Origin of the sequence: Cellulomonas algicola (genome assembly GCF_019024305.1) — a bacterium.
Taxonomy (GTDB): domain Bacteria; phylum Actinomycetota; class Actinomycetes; order Actinomycetales; family Cellulomonadaceae; genus Cellulomonas; species Cellulomonas algicola.
Genome location: NZ_JAHKSJ010000017.1, coordinates 133,896 through 151,075, shown reverse-complemented (window position 1 = coordinate 151,075; position 17,180 = coordinate 133,896). Strand labels below are relative to the sequence as shown.

At 74.1% G+C, this 17,180-nt stretch carries 14 protein-coding genes; 5 read left to right on the top strand and 9 right to left on the bottom strand.

What is annotated here, in order from left to right:
- Positions 1-18: 18 nt before the first annotated feature.
- The 5 genes from KOV94_RS14045 to KOV94_RS14025 all read right to left on the bottom strand — a co-directional run bounded on the left by KOV94_RS14045 (position 19) and on the right by KOV94_RS14025 (position 7,203).
- Positions 19-1,419 carry a glycosyltransferase family 4 protein gene (locus KOV94_RS14045; protein WP_308160555.1) on the bottom strand — a complete coding sequence of 467 codons (1,401 nt, stop codon included), beginning with the start codon at positions 1,417-1,419 and terminating at the stop codon, positions 19-21.
- Complete coding sequence (locus tag KOV94_RS14040) at positions 1,416-2,597, bottom strand: ABC transporter ATP-binding protein (RefSeq protein ID WP_235843568.1); 1,182 nt, start codon at positions 2,595-2,597, stop codon at positions 1,416-1,418. The genes KOV94_RS14045 and KOV94_RS14040 overlap by 4 nt, the downstream gene beginning before the upstream one ends.
- Positions 2,594-3,427, bottom strand: coding sequence for an ABC transporter permease (locus KOV94_RS14035; RefSeq protein ID WP_124344507.1), 834 nt, complete (start codon positions 3,425-3,427; stop codon positions 2,594-2,596). The genes KOV94_RS14040 and KOV94_RS14035 overlap by 4 nt, the downstream gene beginning before the upstream one ends.
- Positions 3,427-4,308 (bottom strand): class I SAM-dependent methyltransferase, encoded by an 882-nt coding sequence (locus KOV94_RS14030; RefSeq protein WP_124344506.1) that lies wholly within the window; start codon positions 4,306-4,308, stop codon positions 3,427-3,429. The genes KOV94_RS14035 and KOV94_RS14030 overlap by 1 nt, the downstream gene beginning before the upstream one ends.
- Positions 4,309-4,386: 78 nt before the next feature.
- Positions 4,387-7,203 carry a peptidoglycan recognition protein family protein gene (locus KOV94_RS14025; RefSeq protein ID WP_218052382.1) on the bottom strand — a complete coding sequence of 939 codons (2,817 nt, stop codon included), beginning with the start codon at positions 7,201-7,203 and terminating at the stop codon, positions 4,387-4,389.
- A 170-nt stretch (positions 7,204-7,373) separates the two neighbouring features.
- Here KOV94_RS14025 and KOV94_RS14020 point away from each other — a divergent pair, with 170 nt between their 5' ends.
- From KOV94_RS14020 to KOV94_RS14005, 4 genes are all read left to right on the top strand, one after another.
- Positions 7,374-7,985 (top strand): acyltransferase, encoded by a 612-nt coding sequence (locus tag KOV94_RS14020; protein ID WP_124342870.1) that lies wholly within the window; start codon positions 7,374-7,376, stop codon positions 7,983-7,985.
- A 77-nt stretch (positions 7,986-8,062) separates the two neighbouring features.
- Complete coding sequence (gene rfbB / locus KOV94_RS14015; protein ID WP_124342871.1) at positions 8,063-9,058, top strand: dTDP-glucose 4,6-dehydratase; 996 nt, start codon at positions 8,063-8,065, stop codon at positions 9,056-9,058.
- A gap of 133 nt (positions 9,059-9,191) precedes the next feature.
- Positions 9,192-10,454 (top strand): LCP family protein, encoded by a 1,263-nt coding sequence (locus KOV94_RS14010; protein ID WP_308160553.1) that lies wholly within the window; start codon positions 9,192-9,194, stop codon positions 10,452-10,454.
- A 634-nt stretch (positions 10,455-11,088) separates the two neighbouring features.
- Positions 11,089-11,988 carry an LCP family protein gene (locus tag KOV94_RS14005; RefSeq protein ID WP_308160552.1) on the top strand — a complete coding sequence of 300 codons (900 nt, stop codon included), beginning with the start codon at positions 11,089-11,091 and terminating at the stop codon, positions 11,986-11,988.
- A 94-nt stretch (positions 11,989-12,082) separates the two neighbouring features.
- Here the strand turns inward: KOV94_RS14005 and KOV94_RS14000 are convergent, their stop codons facing one another.
- From KOV94_RS14000 to KOV94_RS13990, 3 genes are all read right to left on the bottom strand, one after another.
- Complete coding sequence (locus KOV94_RS14000) at positions 12,083-13,336, bottom strand: acyltransferase family protein (RefSeq protein WP_218052380.1); 1,254 nt, start codon at positions 13,334-13,336, stop codon at positions 12,083-12,085.
- Positions 13,337-13,476: 140 nt separating this feature from the next.
- Entirely contained in the window at positions 13,477-13,986 is a 510-nt protein-coding gene (gene purE, locus KOV94_RS13995; RefSeq protein ID WP_218052439.1) for a 5-(carboxyamino)imidazole ribonucleotide mutase, read from the bottom strand.
- An 87-nt stretch (positions 13,987-14,073) separates the two neighbouring features.
- Complete coding sequence (locus KOV94_RS13990) at positions 14,074-15,234, bottom strand: 5-(carboxyamino)imidazole ribonucleotide synthase (protein WP_218052379.1); 1,161 nt, start codon at positions 15,232-15,234, stop codon at positions 14,074-14,076.
- Positions 15,235-15,387: 153 nt separating this feature from the next.
- Here KOV94_RS13990 and KOV94_RS13985 point away from each other — a divergent pair, with 153 nt between their 5' ends.
- Positions 15,388-15,897, top strand: coding sequence for a GtrA family protein (locus tag KOV94_RS13985; RefSeq protein WP_124341176.1), 510 nt, complete (start codon positions 15,388-15,390; stop codon positions 15,895-15,897).
- Positions 15,898-15,932: 35 nt separating this feature from the next.
- On the opposite strand, the gene manA is transcribed toward KOV94_RS13985, so the two are convergent.
- Entirely contained in the window at positions 15,933-17,129 is a 1,197-nt protein-coding gene (gene manA, locus KOV94_RS13980) for a mannose-6-phosphate isomerase, class I (protein WP_124341175.1), read from the bottom strand.
- Positions 17,130-17,180 lie beyond the last annotated feature (51 nt).

Sequence of the window (17,180 nt, the reverse complement as noted above, 5' to 3'; positions counted from 1 at the left end):
GGTCCTGTCCGGGCCGGGTCAGCGTCGCCGCGCGAGCCGCCAGCGGACCTTCGACACGACCTGCCGTGGCCCGCCGGCACGCAGGTGGCGCCAGGCGGACCGTGCGTCGGCGACGAGTCGACGCACGCGCGACGGCGCGGCTGTCCTGGGCGCGGGCGCGTCCACGGCGGTGCCGGCCCAGCGGGCGGCGTCCGCCGCGCGACGCGGCGCACGGCAGAACTCGACGAGGGGCTCGAGCACGACGGGCCACGTGAACGACCGCGCCACGCGCTCGACGGCCGCGCGCACGTCCGCGGCGGCCGCCGTGTCGACCAGCATGGTCTCGAGCGCGTCGGCGAGGGCGTCGACGTCCTCGGCGGGAACCGTCCGGCCGATGCCCTCCGCGTCGATGAGCTCGGCGAAGCCGTCACCCTCGGTCGCGACGATGGGCAGCCCGGCCCAGAGGTAGTCGAGGATGCGCGTGCGGAACGAGAACTCCGTCTCGACGTGCAGGAAGTGGCAGCTCGCGCCGACGTCGGCGTCGAGCAGGTAGTCCGCGCGGTCCTCGTAACGCACCCAGTCCTCGTTGAAGAAGACGTGCGTGCCCACCAGCCCGAGCTCCTCGGCGAGCTCGCGGCACCGGGCCGCGACGGCCATCTCGGGGACGTCCGGGTTGGGGTGCCGCATCCCGAGGAAGTAGAGCCGGACCTCCGGCACCCGCGCACGCAGGACGTCGACCGCGCGCACGAGCGTGAGCGGGTCGAACCAGTTGTAGACGCCCCCGCCCCACAGGACGACCTTGTCGTCCTCCCCGATGCCCGGGACCACGCCCTTGATGGCGTGGCGGCGCTGCACGGGACGCTCCGCAGGGCTCCCGAACGGCGCGATCGCGAGCAGCGACCGCATCGACGGGTCGTCGTCGTACGTGTCGGGGTTGAGACGCCCCGCACCGGCGAGCTGGCCGAGCCACAGGTCGCGCTGACGACGCGACGCGCACAGGAAGAAGTCGCCGCGGCGCAGCTGGTCGCGCAGCTCGCCGAGCGCGAAGTCGAGGGCCCGCTCCCGCTCGGCGGCCGGCTTGTAGCGGTCCACCTCGAGCGTCTCGATGTGGAACGGGTCGTACAGGTCGACGACGAGCACCTGCTCGCACTCCTGCAGCCACGCGAACGCGTTGAACACGAAGCCCTGGATGACGACGACGTCGCTCGCCTCGACGCGCGCCCGGAAGTCGGACACGTCGATGTGCTCGGTGACGAACCCCTCGCCGTCACGCGTGCAGCGGCCGAACGTCACGACGCGCACGTCGTGCTCGTCGCTGAGCGCGCGCGCGATCTCCCACGCGCGGATGGCGGGACCGGCCATCCGGTCGGCGATGGTGTCCAGCGTGACGACGAGGACGCGCCGACGCGTGACCGCCGGCGCCGCGGCCTCCGCCGTCACGACCAGCGCCCGTCGAGCGCCAGGTAGCCGCCGGACTCGACGGGGTCGCCGAACTCCACCGCGACCCAGGCCGCCTCACGGACGTAGTCGAAGACGTGCGTGGTCGTCGAGTCGACGATCGACGCGAGGACCTGGAACCGGCCGGGCTGCAGCGCGAGCCGCGGGATCCGGCACTCCACGACCCCGGTGCCCTCGATCGCGTCGACGGAGTACTTCGCGTCGCGCGTGTTGTTCGCCCACAGGTAGACGCCGTCGTGCGACTCGATCGCGAGCCCGAAGACGGGCTTCTCGATCCGCTCGGTGGCGGTGTAGCGCAGCCGGATCGACACCTCGTCGCCCGTGCGCACGGCCTCCACCGGCCGGCCGTCGTGCAGCACCTCGACCTTGTCGAGCCGGGCCTCGCCGGTGCCCCACCGGACCTGACCGTCGGCGCCCGTGACCGCGTCGGTCCGCGTCGAGTCGAGGTAGCGCTGCAGGATCGGCGTGGCCTCCCCCGTCTCGACGAGCTTGCCGTGCTCGAGCCACGCGACCTGGTCGCACATGCTGCGCAGCGACGGCATCGAGTGGCTCACGACGACGACGGTGCGTCCCTCGCGCCGGAACTCGACGAACTTCTCGGTGCACTTCTCCTGGAACGCGGCGTCGCCGACCGCGAGCACCTCGTCCACCAGGAGGATCTCCGGGTCCACGTGGATCGCCACCGCGAAGCCGAGCCGCACGTACATGCCCGACGAGTAGTTCTTCACCGGCTGGTCGATGAACTGCTCGACGCCGGAGAAGTCGACGATCTGGTCGAACTTCCGCTCGATCTCGGGACGCGTCATGCCGAGGATCGACCCGTTGAGGTAGACGTTGTCGCGCCCCGACAGCTCCGGGTGGAAGCCGGACCCGACCTCGAGGAGCGCCGCGACCCGGCCGTTCGTCACGACGCTGCCCGAGTCGGGGTAGAGGATGCGCGCCATGCACTTGAGCAGCGTCGACTTGCCCGAGCCGTTGTCGCCCACGAGCCCGAACGTGCTGCCCTCGGGGATCTCGAAGCTCACGCCGTCGAGCGCGTGGAAGTCCTCGTAGACCGAGCGCCGGCCGCGCATGACCGCGGCCTTCAGCGTCTGGTTGCGCTCGTGGTAGACGCGGAACTTCTTGGTGACGTCGTCGACGGAGACCGCCACGGGACTCACAGGGCCTCCGCCAGCTTCGTCTGGTGGCGCCGGAACACGTACGCACCGACACCCAGGGACAGGACCGCCCAGCCGAGGCACATCAGGCTCGACTCGAGGCTCGGCCAGCGGTTGTCGTACAGCAGGTTGCGGAACACCTCGGAGAACCGCTCCATCGGGTTGAGCCGGTACAGGTCGAGCAGCGTCACCGACCCGAAGAGCGGGCCGATCTTCTCGGACTGCTCGGCGACGAGCGACACCGGGTAGACGATCGGCGTCGCGTAGAACCACGCCTGCAGCAGGATGCCGACGAAGTGCTGCGTGTCGCGGAAGTAGACGTTCGCGATCGACAGCATGAGCGAGACGCCGAGGGCGAACGCGAGCAGCACGACCATCGCGACCACCACGGCCGGGACCCACATCCAGGCGGCGGCACCCGCGACCACCAGGGCCACCAGCAGCACCAGCATCTCGAGCGACCACGTGAACCCGACCGAGAGCGCGTTCGACACCGGGAGCGTGACGCGCGGGAACGCGACCTTCTTGATGAGGTTCTCGTTGCCGACGATCGACCCCATGCCGCCGTTGACGACGTTCGTGAAGAACGCCCACGGCAGCAGCGCGCACAGGAGCCACAGCGCGAACACGTCGAGCCCGCTCGGGTCACCGGGCGCCGGCTGCATCCGCAGGATGAACGAGAAGACGGCGGTGAAGATGACCATCTGCGCGAGCGGGTTGACGAGCGACCACAGCTGGCCGAGCGCAGTCCGCTTGTACTTGCCCTTGACCTCGCGGCGCGTGAGGTTGGCGAGCAGCTCGCGCGAGGACGTCAGGTCGGAGACGAGCGACATCAGCGGCTCCCCCCGCGACCCAGGACGCGCCCGTACAGCGCGCGCGGTGCACGCAGCAGGCGCCACGACCGGGTCGCCTGGATCCGCCGGAGCGACTCCTGCGCCTCGGCGCGCTCGGCCGCGGCGCGCTCGACGTCGTGACGCGCGTGCTCGAGCTCGGCCCGCAGCGCGTCGCGCTCGTCGACGGCCCGGCGCAGCGCGCCCTCGCCGTCGTCCGGGACGGCCCGGACGATGAACTGGTACGTCCCCGAGTCGGGCTGCTGACGCACCCAGTCGACGACGCCCGCGGGAAGGTCCGCCGTGTCGACGTAGACGTCGGAGTCGAGGACGTCGCGCCAGGTGGTGCGCACCTCGACCGCGACGACGCCCGCCTCGGCGAGCAGCTCGAGCAGCGTGGTGCGCGTGACGAAGCGGATGTGCGTCCGGTCGAGCAGGCCCGTCTCGGTGTACCGCCAGCGTCCCTGCAGCAGCGCGAGCCGCAGCGACCCGTGCGCGACGTTCGGGATGGAGATCACGACGGAGCCGCCGGGACGCAGCAGCGTGACGAGCCGGCGCAGCGCGTCGACCGGGTCGGGCAGGTGCTCGAGGATGTCGGCGCACACGATCACGTCGTAGCGGCGGTCGCCGAACTCGTGCGCCAGGTCCATCGTCACGAGGTCGCCCACCACGAGGTGGTCGAGATGGGGACGCGCCTTCTCGGCCGCGTCGGCGTCGTACTCGATACCACTGACCACGCACCCGCGGGCGACCAGCGCCTCGGCGAGGTAGCCCGTGGCGCAGCCGACGTCGAGCACCGTCGACCCTCGCGGCACGAGGCTCATGACCTGGTTGTGGCTCGTGTTCGACACCGTCGGGTCGAGCGTGGTGTCGTACTGGGACATGCAGGGACCCGCTTACCTCGGCTGTCAGAACGCGGGCGTCAGCATACAAGGCCGACACCCCGGACCGGACGCCCGTGACTAGCGGAAGTACCCCATGACGTCCCCCACCACGTCGACGCTGCCTGCGTTGTTGTACACGGAGACACCGCTGGTCCCTGGCCTGACGAAGGTCACGTTCGCGATGTCGGCGCCCGCCCCGGCGTTGAGGTCCGACGTGGCGGGCCGCGACCCGGGACCCCACGCCGTGAGGTACGTCGCGTAGGCGTTCGCGCGCGTCGCCGTGAGGTTGAGGACCACGGACGACGCGTCCGCGGGGACGCCGCCCACCGACGCCACCGGGAAGGTCCGCGTCTGGCCGTCCCCGAGCTGCCGGCCCGTCAGCCGGGTGTCGAAGGCGCGGGCGGGCGCGACGGGCGTGAACCGCTGCGTGCCGCCGGGCCCGAACCAGCCGACCACGTCGACGACGACGTCCGCCGCCGACCCCGCGACGTTCACGTCCACCGCGCCGGAGCGCAGCGGCACGACCGCGCGGTTCGCGACGTCGCGACCCGGGACGTGGTTGACGGTGGAGGTGATGCCGGGCGCGCTGCCGCTCGGCACGACCGCGACGTTGCCGTAACCCGCCGCGCGGGACACGACGTTCACGACCACGGCCGTCGCGTCGGCGGGGATCCCCGACGTCCCCGCGAGCGGCACGGTGCGCCGTCCGCCGGCCGGGATCGCGCCGCCGCTCGTGCGGGTGTCGAGCGCGCGCGCCGCCGTCGTCAGGGGTGCGTAGCCGTCGGTCGCGCCGGAGTCGGTGAAGTAGCCGGTGACGTCCACGACGAGGTGCACGCTGCCCGCGTTGTTGTAGAGGCTGACCAGGCCCTGCCCGCCGACGCCGACCACCGTGGAGGCCGCCGTGGTCCGCCCGGCGTCGGCGTTCAGCACCGACGCCCCCGGTCGGGCCTGCCCCGCGGGCCAGGCGCTCACGTAGGACACGCCCGCGGAGCTGACGGCCGTGATGTTGAGGGCGACGGCCTTCGCGTCGGCCGGGACGCCTGCGACGCCGGCGACCTTGAGGTCCATGCGCGACGACGCGCCGAGCGAGCCTCCGGTCGCCCGCGTGTCGACGAGCCGGGCGGGGTCGACGGCCTCGTACCGCAGCGAGCCGGTGAGCGGCACGGCGGCGACGACGGGCGGGTTCTGGCTGCCCGTGATCTCGAAGTTCTGCGACCACGGCACGAGCGGCGACCCGTCGACGAGGTCGGTGCCCGTCATCGTGAGCGTGTACGGCCCGGCGCCGAGCGCGACGCCCGCGTCCGACCGGCCGTCCCAGCCCGCGATCGTCGTGCCCGACGTGGGGCCGGTGCTGCCGGCGCGGCGCACGAGCTCGACCCCGGTGCGGCGGTCGACGACCGTGAGCGTCCACCCGATGGAGCCGACGACGTCGGAGGCGACCGCGGTGCCCGCGCCGTACGCGAGCGACGTCGAGAGCAGGTAGGGATTCACCATCTGCGAGCCGACGAGGTCACGGGCCCGCGAGCGCACCGCGCCGAGCATCGCGTACCCGCGCTCCCCCGGGCACGCGGTGAACGCGACGTCGCGGTGACCGATGACGACCGGCAGCTGCAGACGCGTGCCTGCCGCGTACCGCGAGTTCTCGCCGCCGCCCGTCGTGTACCAGAACGACCCGGCCGGGTCGCGGTGGTAGGACGCGAGACGCCACGCGATCAGGCGGGCGACGCTCTCCTGCGTCGCGGCCGGCGGCGCGACGGCGCCGTACTCGCCCAGCATGGAGACGCCGACGCTGCCGGTGTTGAAGCCGCCCGCGTGCACGCCGATCACGGGCCGGTCGCCGGAGCCCGCGCGCCCCTCGTAGACGTTGCCCCACTTGTCGACGAGGTAGTTGTAGCCGATGTCGCACCAGCCGCGGGACTGCTGGTGGTAGCGCTGGTCGTTGCGGATCTGCGCCATGGCCTGCGCGACGCTGGTGTAGGCGTTCGAGCCCGCGGTGTGGTGGACGACCGCGAACTGCAGCGTGGACGCGACGTCGAACGCGCACAGCTGCGGGGCGGCGCCCCACTCGGCCCGCGAGACGATCGCGGGGGCCGCGACCGAGGACGCCTGCGCGAGGGCGCCGACGTCGCCGTCCTCGAGCGCGGCGGTGGTCGTGGCCGCCGCGGTCCGCGCCCCGGTGCCGTCGGTCGTGGCCGTGCCCGCCGCCGTGCCGGCGCCGTCCGTCACGTCACCCGTGACGCCGTCGGTCGCCGCGTCGCCCACGAGCGTCAGCTCGAGGTCCGCCGGTACGGCCGTCGTCGCGGGGAAGGAGAGCTCGACCGCGTCGGCGTCGCCGATCCAGACCGCCTCGGTGCCACCGCGCAGCGTGCGCTGCGCCTCGCTCGTCGACGCGTCGGGCGACGTGACCTCGTCGTCGAGCGCGCGCCACTGCGACCAGGTCCCGTCGGTGCGGGTCCGGACCTGGACCGCGAGCGAGGCCGCCGGGTCGGCCCAGGAGACGCCGAGCGTCGTGTGCTCCGACGTGGCGATGGGCTCGGTCCGGACCCGGTCGGACCCGTGCGGCCGGTCGGCGGTCGCCGCGTCGGGCGTCGTCGCGTCGGACGCGGTCGTGTCGGGGTCCGTCTCGTCCAGGGTCGGGCCCGTCGTCGAGGGCGCCGGAAGCGCGAACGCCGACAGCCCGGACGGCGGGGCGACCGTGAGGTCGACCTCGTGGAGGGGCACGTCGGTGACGGCCCGCACGGCGGCGGCGCTCCCACCGTCCGTGCGGAGCGTCGCCTGCGCGGCGGGCGACGTGCCTCCCGCGGCGACGGGCAGCGCCTGCGCGGGCCCCGCACCTGCCACCAGACCTGCGGCGGCCACGGCTCCGGCTGCCCACCTCTGCACACGACTCGACATCGTCGCCCCTCCCTGCGTCGTGGCTCGCAGTCTTCGTGCCCCTCCGGGGCTGGTCAAGCCGCCCCGCCGGGCGGCGCGCGGGCACGTCACGCACGACCGCTCGTCCGGCGCAGGCACGGCGCACGGCACGGATCCGCCATGATGCTCACGACGACGAGGAGGTTGAGCTCATGGGAAGTCACGGGACGACCGCGTGGTTCGCGACGTCGGCCGAGGTCGACGAGCGCGCCGAGGTGGGGCCGGGGACACGGGTCTGGCACCTCGCCCAGGTCCGGGAGGGCGCCCGCATCGGCGCGGACTGCATCATCGGTCGCGGCGCGTACGTCGGCTCCGGTGTCGTCATGGGCGACCGCTGCAAGGTCCAGAACCACGCGCTCGTGTACGAGCCGGCCGTCCTCGAGGACGGGTGCTTCGTGGGTCCCGCGGTCGTCTTCACCAACGACCACTTCCCGCGTGCCGTGGCACCCGACGGCTCGCTCAAGTCCGCCTCCGACTGGGAGCCCGTCGGCGTGACCGTGCGCACGGGCGCGTCCGTGGGCGCGCGGGCGGTGTGCGTGGCTCCCGTGACGATCGGCCGGTGGGCGACGGTCGCGGCGGGTGCGGTCGTGACGCGCGACGTCCCGGACTTCGCGCTCGTGGCCGGCGTGCCTGCCCGGCGCATCCGGTGGGTGGGTCGCGCCGGGGTGCCGCTCGAGCGTGCCGAGGACGACGTGTGGGTGTGCCCGGAGACCGGCGAGCGCTACGTGGAGCGCGACGACGTCCTCACGGAGCTCGACGGCTAGGGTCGGCCGGAACCTGCCCGTACCGGTCACCAGTAGTCTCGTGGCCGCTGCACCCGATCTCGCGAGGAGTCGCCCCCATGCACGTGCTGGTCACCGGCGGAGCCGGTTTCATCGGCTCGAACTTCGTCCACCAGACGGTCCGGGAGCGCCCCGACGTGCAGGTCACGGTGCTGGACGCCCTGACGTACGCGGGCGACGAGCGCAGCCTCGACCCCGTCGAGGGCCGCGTGGTGCTCGCGAAGGGCGACATCGCCGACCCCGACATCGTCGACAGCCTCGTCAAGGACGTCGACCTCGTGGTGCACTTCGCGGCCGAGTCGCACAACGACAACTCGCTGCACGACCCGTGGCCGTTCCTGCGGACGAACGTGATCGGGACGTACCAGCTGCTCGAGGCCGTCCGCCGCCACGGGGTGCGCTTCCACCACATCTCGACGGACGAGGTGTACGGCGACCTCGAGCTCGACGACCCCGCGAAGTTCACGCCGGACACGCCGTACAACCCGTCGTCGCCGTACAGCTCGACCAAGGCGTCCTCCGACCTGCTGGTGCGCGCCTGGGCGCGCAGCTTCGGCGTGCAGGCCACGATCTCGAACTGCTCGAACAACTACGGGCCGTACCAGCACGTCGAGAAGTTCATCCCGCGCCAGATCACGAACGTCATCGACGGCGTCCGCCCCAAGCTCTACGGCAAGGGCGAGAACGTGCGCGACTGGATCCACGTCGACGACCACAACAGCGCGGTCTGGGCCATCATCGAGCGCGGCCGGATCGGCGAGACGTACCTCATCGGTGCGGACGGCGAGGAGAACAACAAGACCGTCGTCGAGGACATCCTCGAGATCATGGGCCAGCCCCGCGACGCCTACGACCTCGTGAGCGACCGCCCCGGTCACGACATGCGCTACGCGATCGACGCGACCAAGCTGCGCGACGAGCTCGGCTGGACCCCCCGGTACGAGAACTTCCGTGCGGGCCTCGAGGCGACCGTCGCGTGGTACCGCGAGAACGAGGCCTGGTGGCGGCCGCGCAAGGACGCCACGGAGGCCAAGTACGCGCAGCTCGGCCGCTGACGCCCGTCCGCGCCGCCACCGCCCGGAGCCGGGGGTGGCGGCGCGGCCGCGGGCCGATGATCTGCACAGATCCTCCACGGCACGCGTGCGACGGCTCTGCGCCGAGCGCCTGCGACGCACCTAGCATGACGGGGTGACCAGTCGCCACGTCGCCGTCCCGCGCCCTCGTGCGGCGCGGCACGCCCGCAACCCGCGCACGCACCGGGTCCTGCGTGGCGTCGCCCTCACGACCGTCGCGCTCCTCGCCTTCGGCGTCGCGGGAGCCGCCGCGGCGTTCACCCGCCTCCAGGGCAACATGGACCGCGTCGACATCTCGGCGCTCGTGGGCCCGACCCCGCAGGTGACCCGCACCCCCGACCCGGACGACCCGAACAAGGGTCTGCCGGTCAACATCCTGGTGCTCGGGTCCGACCAGCGCGACGGCGTCAACGCCGAGATCGGCGGCTCCGTCGCGGGCATGCGCTCCGACACCACGATCCTCGTGCACATCTCCGCCGACCGGCAGCGCGTCGAGGCCATCTCGATCCCCCGCGACTCCCTCGTCGACATCCCGTCGTGCACGATGTCCAACGGCAAGACGTCGCGCGCCACGCACGGCATGTTCAACACCGCGTTCGCGACGGGCTGGGACATGGGCGGCGACATGGCGTCGGCGGCGGCCTGCACGATCCGCACGGTGCAGGAGAACACGGGCGTCCCGATCGACCACTTCGTCGTCGTCGACTTCGCCGGCTTCCAGAACATGATCAACGCCATCGGCGGCGTGGACATCTGCATCCCCAACGCGATGACGTCGAAGGACGCGGGCCTCAACGTCCAGGCCGGTCAGCAGCGTCTGGACGGCGCCACGGCGCTCGCGTTCGCCCGCGCCCGCAAGGGCAAGGGCGTCGGCGACGGTTCCGACACCAACCGCATCGGCAACCAGCAGCGCCTGGTCGCGGCGATGGCGACCGAGGTCCTGTCGAAGAACGTCCTGAGCGACCTGGGCCAGCTGGTGTCGTTCCTCGACGCGGCGACGAGCTCGCTGACCACGGACTCGGGCCTGTCGCTCACGGCGATGACCGGCCTCACCTACAACATGCGGTCCATCCGGGGTGGCAACATCACGTTCATGACCGTGCCGTGGGCGCCTGCCAAGAGCGACCCGAACCGCGTCGAGTGGACCTCGGAGGCCGACACGCTGTGGGAGAACGTCGCCGCGGACCGACCCGCCCTGGGCGAGCCCGAGACGCCCGCGACGCCGACGGCGCCCACCACGACCGCGCCCCCGGCCGCTGGCGCGACGACCCCGCCGGACGCGGGAGCGGCACCCGTGCAGCCCACGCCGGCCCCGACCAAGCACGCCGGCCGCGAGGCGTTCACGGCCGAGGACACGACCGCGGTGTGCCCGGCATGACCGAGGCGGCCTCGTGACCCGCGACGGGCGCCCCTCGGCGCCGCCGTCGTTCACCCCGGCCGCGCCGCCCCGACGCCCGGCGGCAGGTCCGGACGGCGACGCGATCGTCGTCGGCGACGACGCCGCAGCCCCGCGGCCCGCGGCCGCACGACCCACCGCACCCTCCGGCTCCGCACCGTCGACGCCGCCCCGCGGGAGCGCGTCCGTCGGGCGGGCCCCCTCCGCCTCGCGTCCGGCGTCGTTCTCGCCGGCCGGCGGCGCGGCGCGCCCCGCGGGTGACGCGCCCGCGATCGCGGTCGGCGGCACGCGCTCCGGCGCCGCACGTCCCACGCCGCCGCGTCCCGGCGCCGCTCGCCCCGGCGCTCCTGGCGCTCCCGGCGCCCCCCGCGCCGCTACCCCGGCGAGCGGGACGTCGGTGGCCGGCGGTCGTCCGGCCGGCGGTGCCGCACCGCGTTCGACCACGTCGCGCGCGGGCGCCGCAGCACGGCCCGCACCCGTCGCAGCCGCCCGCCCGCGACCCGGCGGGCCGAACGGGCCGAGCGGGCCCGGGAACGTGCCCGCCGCAGGCGCGCCCGGCGCCGGGGCCCGACGTCGACGCGGCCGGCTCGCGCTCGCTGCGGTCGCGGTCGTCCTCGTGGCCCTGCTCGCATGGCCCATCGGGCTCGTGCTGTGGGCGAACGGCAAGGTGCAGCACACCACCGCGCTGTCGGGCGCGGCCGACACCCCCGGCACCACGTACCTGCTCACCGGGTCCGACTCGCGCGCGGACGGCGGCATCGCGGCCGACGGCACCGAGGGCGCACGGACCGACACGATCCTGCTGCTGCACGTCCCCGAGAACGGACCGACGGCGCTCATCTCGCTCCCCCGCGACACGTACGTCGAGATCCCCGAGCACGGCGCGTCCAAGCTCAACGCCGCGTTCGCGTGGGGGCAGGCGCCTCTGCTGGTCCGGACGGTCGAGGGGCTCACCGGCCTGACGGTCGACCACTACGCGGAGATCGGCATGGCGGGCGTCGGGAACGTCGTCGACGCCGTCGGCGGCGTGCACCTGTGCCACGACGCGGACGTGAACGACGCCGACTCCGGCATGGTGTGGACCGCCGGGTGCCACGACGTCGGCGGACCCGAGGCGCTCGCGTTCGCGCGCATGCGCAAGTCCGACCTCAAGGGCGACGTGGGCCGCGCCGAGCGGCAGCGCCAGCTCGTCAGCGCCGTCATGGCGAAGGTCCAGCCGTCGTCGCTCGTGTGGCACCCCGCGCAGCAGGTCAAGCTCGTCGACGCCGGGACGGGCGCGCTCACCGTCGACGACGGCTCGGGCATCGTCGACATGGGGCGCCTCGCGCTCGCGTTCCGTGCCGCGACCGGGCCCGAGGGCATCACGGGCACGCCGCCCATCGCCGACATGGACTACCGCCCGGGCGACGTCGGCTCGACGGTCCTGCTCGACCCCGACCAGGCGCCCACGTTCTTCGCCGCGATCCGCGACGGCTCGCTGCCGCCGGGAGCGGTGGGCGGCGTCCCCGGGTCCTGACGCCCGACGACGTCACCGGGTCCTGTCGCTCGGACCGTCGGACCGGTCAGGCGCCACCGCGCGCTGGCGCCAGGGCACGGTCGGACCGGCCGCGTCAGCCGGGGACGCGGAGCTCGTCGAGGCCGCGCACCAGACGCGGCCCGCGGTTCACGCGGTCAAGCAGCACGCCGCGCACCCGCGCGAGCGCCTGCTCGGACCAGCGCCGCACCCGGGGCCCGCACGGCAGCTCGACGCACCGGTGCACGAGCCACGCGAGCGCGAGCGCCGCACCGACCGCGAGCGTCAGGGCGACGGCCGTCGGCACGTGCGGCGCCGTGAGGTGGACGACGTACAGGCCCCAGTAGTCGTGCACCAGGTAGACGGGGTACGTGAGCGCACCGAGCGTCACGCACCACGTGGCCCGCGCCCGTGCGAGCGGCGTGAGGACGGCGCACGCGACCAACGCGACGCACACCACGACGCCGACCCCGAGCAGCAGCTGCGACGGCTCGTAGCCGGTCGTCCGGGCGAGGACGGCGGCGCGCGACGGGACGACGAGCAGCACCGCGAGGACGGTGTTCGCCGCGACCACGAGCCACGCGTCGAGCCGGTGCCCGTCGCGGTGCAGCACGTAGAGCGCCATGCCGGCCGCGAACAGCGACGCGTAGTCCGCGACGAGCGCGGTCGCGAGGCCCGTGAGCCCGCTGTGCAGCGCGAGCTGCGCGAGCCACGGCCAGACGAGCGCGACCGCGAGCACCCGGCGTCGGGTCAGCCCGACGAGCGACAGGAGGCCGATGAGCAGGTAGAAGCGCAGCTCCGCCCAGAGCGTCCAGTAGACGCCGTCGACGTGCGGGACGCCGAGCGCGGACTGCACCATCGTGAGGTTGACCAGCACCTGCGCGGGGGTCACGTCCTTGCCGTCGGGCCACAGCACGAGCAGCAGCCCCCCGGTGAGCAGCACGCCCGCCCAGTACGCCGGGTACAGGCGTGCGAGGCGTGAGGCGACCAGCCGGACCGTCGGGCGGCCCCAGGCGGTCAGCAGCACCACGAACCCGCTGATGACGAAGAACAGCTCCGGGCCGAGCGACCCGTAGGACGTCCACCGAGGGACGTCGCCGAGGCGCTCGACCTGGTCCGGTCCCCAGGCCGACGTCTGCCGGCCTGCGAGGTGGTACGCGACGACCGCGGCCGCGGCGAGGAACCGGAGCCCGTCGAGCACCATGAGCCGGGGTGGCGGCGGGCTCGCGGGCGCGTCACCGGTGACCGCGGTCGAGGTGCCGGCCCGGTCGGCGGGGGCCGCAGGCGCTGCTGCGCGGGAGACGGCGCGAGAGGCGACAGTGCGGTCGTCGACGGAGGGGGCGGAGGTCATCACCTCGACGGTAGGCACGCCCTCGCCGGCACCGCGCGCCGAGACGGCCCGGGCGACGCGTCGTGCACGGGGCCTTCACACGAGGTCCGGAACCGTGGCCCGGGACCTCCACGCCCCCGGACCCGGCCGGGAGCGACCGGTCAGGCGGAGAACCCGGTGGTCGGCCGACCCGTCGCGCGCGCCCGCAGGCGCTCGCCCTTGGCGTCCGCCTGCGCTCGGAGGCCGTCCTGGAACCGCGCCATCGCGTCACGCAGCCGCGCCGCGTCGTCGTCGGCGCCGGCCGCGAGGATGCGCACCGCGAGCAGCCCCGCGTTGCGCGCGCCGCCGACGGACACGGTCGCGACGGGGACGCCCGCGGGCATCTGGACGATCGACAGGAGCGAGTCGAGACCGTCGAGATGCGCGAGCGGCACGGGGACCCCGACGACGGGCAGCGTCGTCACCGACGCGAGCATGCCCGGCAGGTGGGCCGCTCCCCCGGCACCCGCGACGACCACGCGCAGCCCGCGCGCGGCGGCGGTCCGCCCGTAGTCGAGCATCTTGTCCGGCTGGCGGTGGGCCGACACCACGTCGACCTCGTAGGGCACGCCGAACTCGTCGAGCGCGAACGCGGCGGCCTCCATGACGGGCCAGTCCGAGTCCGAGCCCATCACGATCCCGACCAGGGGCTGCGTCGTGGTCACGGTGTCTCCGTCCGTGCGGTCCGCGGCGCGCGCCGGGACGAGGGGGTGGGGGCGTCAGGGCCGCTCGCCGCGCAGGCGCGCGGCCGCGTCCCGGGCGCGGCGACGCACCTCGTCGAGGTCGTCGCCGCTGACGTTCACGTGTCCGAGCTTGCGGCCCGGGCGGACCTGCTTGCCGTACAGGTGGACCTTCGCCTGCGGGTCCGCCGCGGCGACGTCGTCGAGCGCGTCGGTCAGCTCGTCGAGCGCGCTGCCGAGCACGTTGGCCATCACGGTCCACGGCGCGCGGGCGGACGTGTCGCCCAGCGGCAGGTCGAGGACCGCGCGCAGGTGCTGCTCGAACTGGCTGGTGACCGCGCCGTCGATCGTCCAGTGGCCCGAGTTGTGCGGGCGCATCGCGAGCTCGTTGACGAGCACCGTCGGCGCGCCGTCGTGCCCGGCGACCTCGAACAGCTCGACCGCGAGGACGCCCACGACGTCGAGCCCTTCGGCGACGCGCACCGCGACGTCGAGCGCCTGGTCGCGGGTCGCGGGGTGCAGGTCGGGTGCGGGCGCCACGACCTCGGCGCACACGCCGTCGCGCTGCACGGACTCGACCACGGGCCAGGTGCGGACCTCGCCGCTCGGCCGCCGCGCCACGAGGACCGCGAGCTCGCGCGTGAACGGCACCTTCTCCTCCGCGATGAGGGCCGCGCCCGACCCGTCGGCGGCGGCCGCGAGCCAGTCGGCGGCCTCGTCGGCCGACCGGACCACCCGCACGCCCTTGCCGGCGTAGCCGCCGCGCGTGGTCTTCACGACCGCCTGGTCGCCGTTCGCGGCGAGGAAGTCGCGCAGGTCGTCGGCGTCCGCGACCGGTGCCCAGCGCGGGCACGGCACCCCGAGCGCGGTGAGGCGGCGCCGCATGACGGCCTTGTCCTGCGCGTGCCGCAGGGCGCCCGCGGCCGGCCGGACCGCGACACCCGCGTCGGCGAGCCGCTCGAGCAGGTCGTTCGGCACGTGCTCGTGCTCGAACGTCAGCGCGGTCGCGCCGTCGACGATGCCCTCGATCGCCGCCGCGTCGGACGCCGCCCCGACGGGCGCGTCGACCACGACCTGCGCGGCGGACGACGACGCGTCCTCCACGAGGACGCGCAGGTGGACGCCGAGCGCCGTCGCCGCCGGCGCCATCATCCGTGCGAGCTGACCGCCGCCGACCACCGCCACCACAGGAGCTGCCACGGGCGTCGAGCCTAACCGAGCGGACGTCGCTCCCTGCGCGGCGTCCACCGCGCACGTCGAATCGCTTCAGCGCGGACCGCCGGCGCCTTCACCCTGCCGGTTCCCAGGTGGCCCCGCTATTCTCGCGGCAGCCCAGGCGAGGAGACCACCACCGTGAGTGCCACCGACGAGCGCCGCCTCGCGGACGTGCCGCGCACGTCCGGCACGCGGCCGCAGCCAGCGCTCCGCCTCGCGGCGCTGCGCGCGCGTGGTCTCGAGGTCGCCCGGTTCCTGTCCGTCGGCGGCGTCGCGTTCGTCGTGGACATCGGCGTCTTCAACCTGCTCCGGTTCGGTCCCGGCGAGCTGCTCGAGGCGAAGCCGATCACCGCGAAGATCGTCTCGATGGCGCTCGCGACCGTCGTCTCCTGGCTCGGCAACCGCTACTGGACCTTCGCGTCGCACCGCACCGAGCGGCACGGTCGCGAGCTCGTCGTGTACGGCGCGATCAACCTGGTCGGGGCGGCCGTGCCGATCCTCACGCTCGCGTTCTCGCACTACGTGCTGCAGCTCGACACCCCGCTGGCCGACAACGTGGCGACCGTGGTCGGCATCGCCGTCGGGACCGTCCTGCGGTACGTCGGGTACAAGCGCTGGGTGTTCACGGGGCACCGCACCGCCGCCTGAGCCCGGGCTGATCGGCCGTCAGGGCACGTCGGCCGTCAGGGCACGTCGGCCTGGATGAGGACGCCGTCGCCCCACGCCGTCAGCACGCCGTCGCTCGCGGGCGCGAACGCCGCCTGACCCCGCGTCAGCACCATCGGCTCGCCGTCCTGCGCGCGCACCTCGACCTCGCCCTCGAGGCACAGGAGCACGCGTGGCCCCCGCCCCGGGATCCGCGTCGCGCCCTCGTCGGTCAGCCGGGTGACGGAGAGCTCGAAGTCGTCGACGGGTGCGTAGAAGATCTCCGTCGACGTGAACACGCGCTCCGGGGCGATGCGGATGGGCGGCGCCGCGACCGCGTCGAGGTTGGCGAGCAGCTCGGGGAGGTCGATGTGCTTCGCCGTCAAGCCCGCGCGCAGCACGTTGTCCGAGTTGGCCATGATCTCGACACCGACGCCGTGCAGGTAGGCGTGCACCGACCCCGCAGGCACGAACAGCGCGTCGCCCGGGTGGAGCGTCACCGGGTTGAGCAGCACGGACGTGACCGCGCCCGCGTCGCCGGGGTACGCCGCGGCGAGGCGCATGACCGTGCGGTCCGTGCGCGGGCTCGGGGACCCGTCGGCCAGCCGCTGCGCGCACGCGTCGGCGAACTTGCGCACGTCGTCCTCGGCCGGACGCGTGTCCGGTGACATCAGCCACTGGAACGCCCGGCGCACCGCGCCCGGCGTCGGGTCGGACACGAGCAGCGCGTGCAGGTCCGCCGCGAGCGGCGCGTCGAGCCCCGCGAGCAGCTCGGCGACGCGACGCGACGCGCGGAAGCCGACCATCGCGTCGAAACGCGTGAGCGCGTAGACGAGCTCGGGCTTGTGGTTGCGGTCCCGGTAGTTGCGCTCGGCCGCGTCGAGGGGAACGCCTGCCGCGTCCTCGGCCGCGTACCCGGCACGCGCACGGTCGCGGCTCGGGTGCACCTGCAGCGACAGCGGCGACTCGGCCGCGATGACCTTGAGCAGGTACGGCAGCTCGCCGTTGAACCGCGCCCGCACGTCCTCGCCGAGCGTCGCCGTCGGGTCCGCCGCGACCAGCCGGTCGAGCGGGACGTCATCCTCGTCCTCGTGCACCACGGCCGGGGCGCTCGGGTGGGCGCCGAACCACGCCTCGGCCACCGGGCGGCCGTCCGGCACGACGCACAGCAGGTCCGGGATCGCCGTCGTCGACCCCCAGGCGTAGTGCTGCGTCGCGGGCGAGATGCGGCGCACGGCTCCCCTTCCTCTGCGCGGACGTCGGCGGCGCGTGGCGTCAGGCCCGCA

Coding starts and splice junctions, on each gene's coding strand:
- KOV94_RS14035 (WP_124344507.1), bottom strand. CDS start 3,427: ATGTCGCTCGTCTCCGACCTGACGTCCTCGCGCGAGCTGCTCGCCAAC.
- KOV94_RS14030 (WP_124344506.1), bottom strand. CDS start 4,308: ATGTCCCAGTACGACACCACGCTCGACCCGACGGTGTCGAACACGAGC.
- KOV94_RS14025 (WP_218052382.1), bottom strand. CDS start 7,203: ATGTCGAGTCGTGTGCAGAGGTGGGCAGCCGGAGCCGTGGCCGCCGCA.
- KOV94_RS14020 (WP_124342870.1), top strand. CDS start 7,374: ATGGGAAGTCACGGGACGACCGCGTGGTTCGCGACGTCGGCCGAGGTC.
- rfbB (WP_124342871.1), top strand. CDS start 8,063: ATGCACGTGCTGGTCACCGGCGGAGCCGGTTTCATCGGCTCGAACTTC.
- KOV94_RS14000 (WP_218052380.1), bottom strand. CDS start 13,336: ATGACCTCCGCCCCCTCCGTCGACGACCGCACTGTCGCCTCTCGCGCC.
- purE (WP_218052439.1), bottom strand. CDS start 13,986: ATGGGCTCGGACTCGGACTGGCCCGTCATGGAGGCCGCCGCGTTCGCG.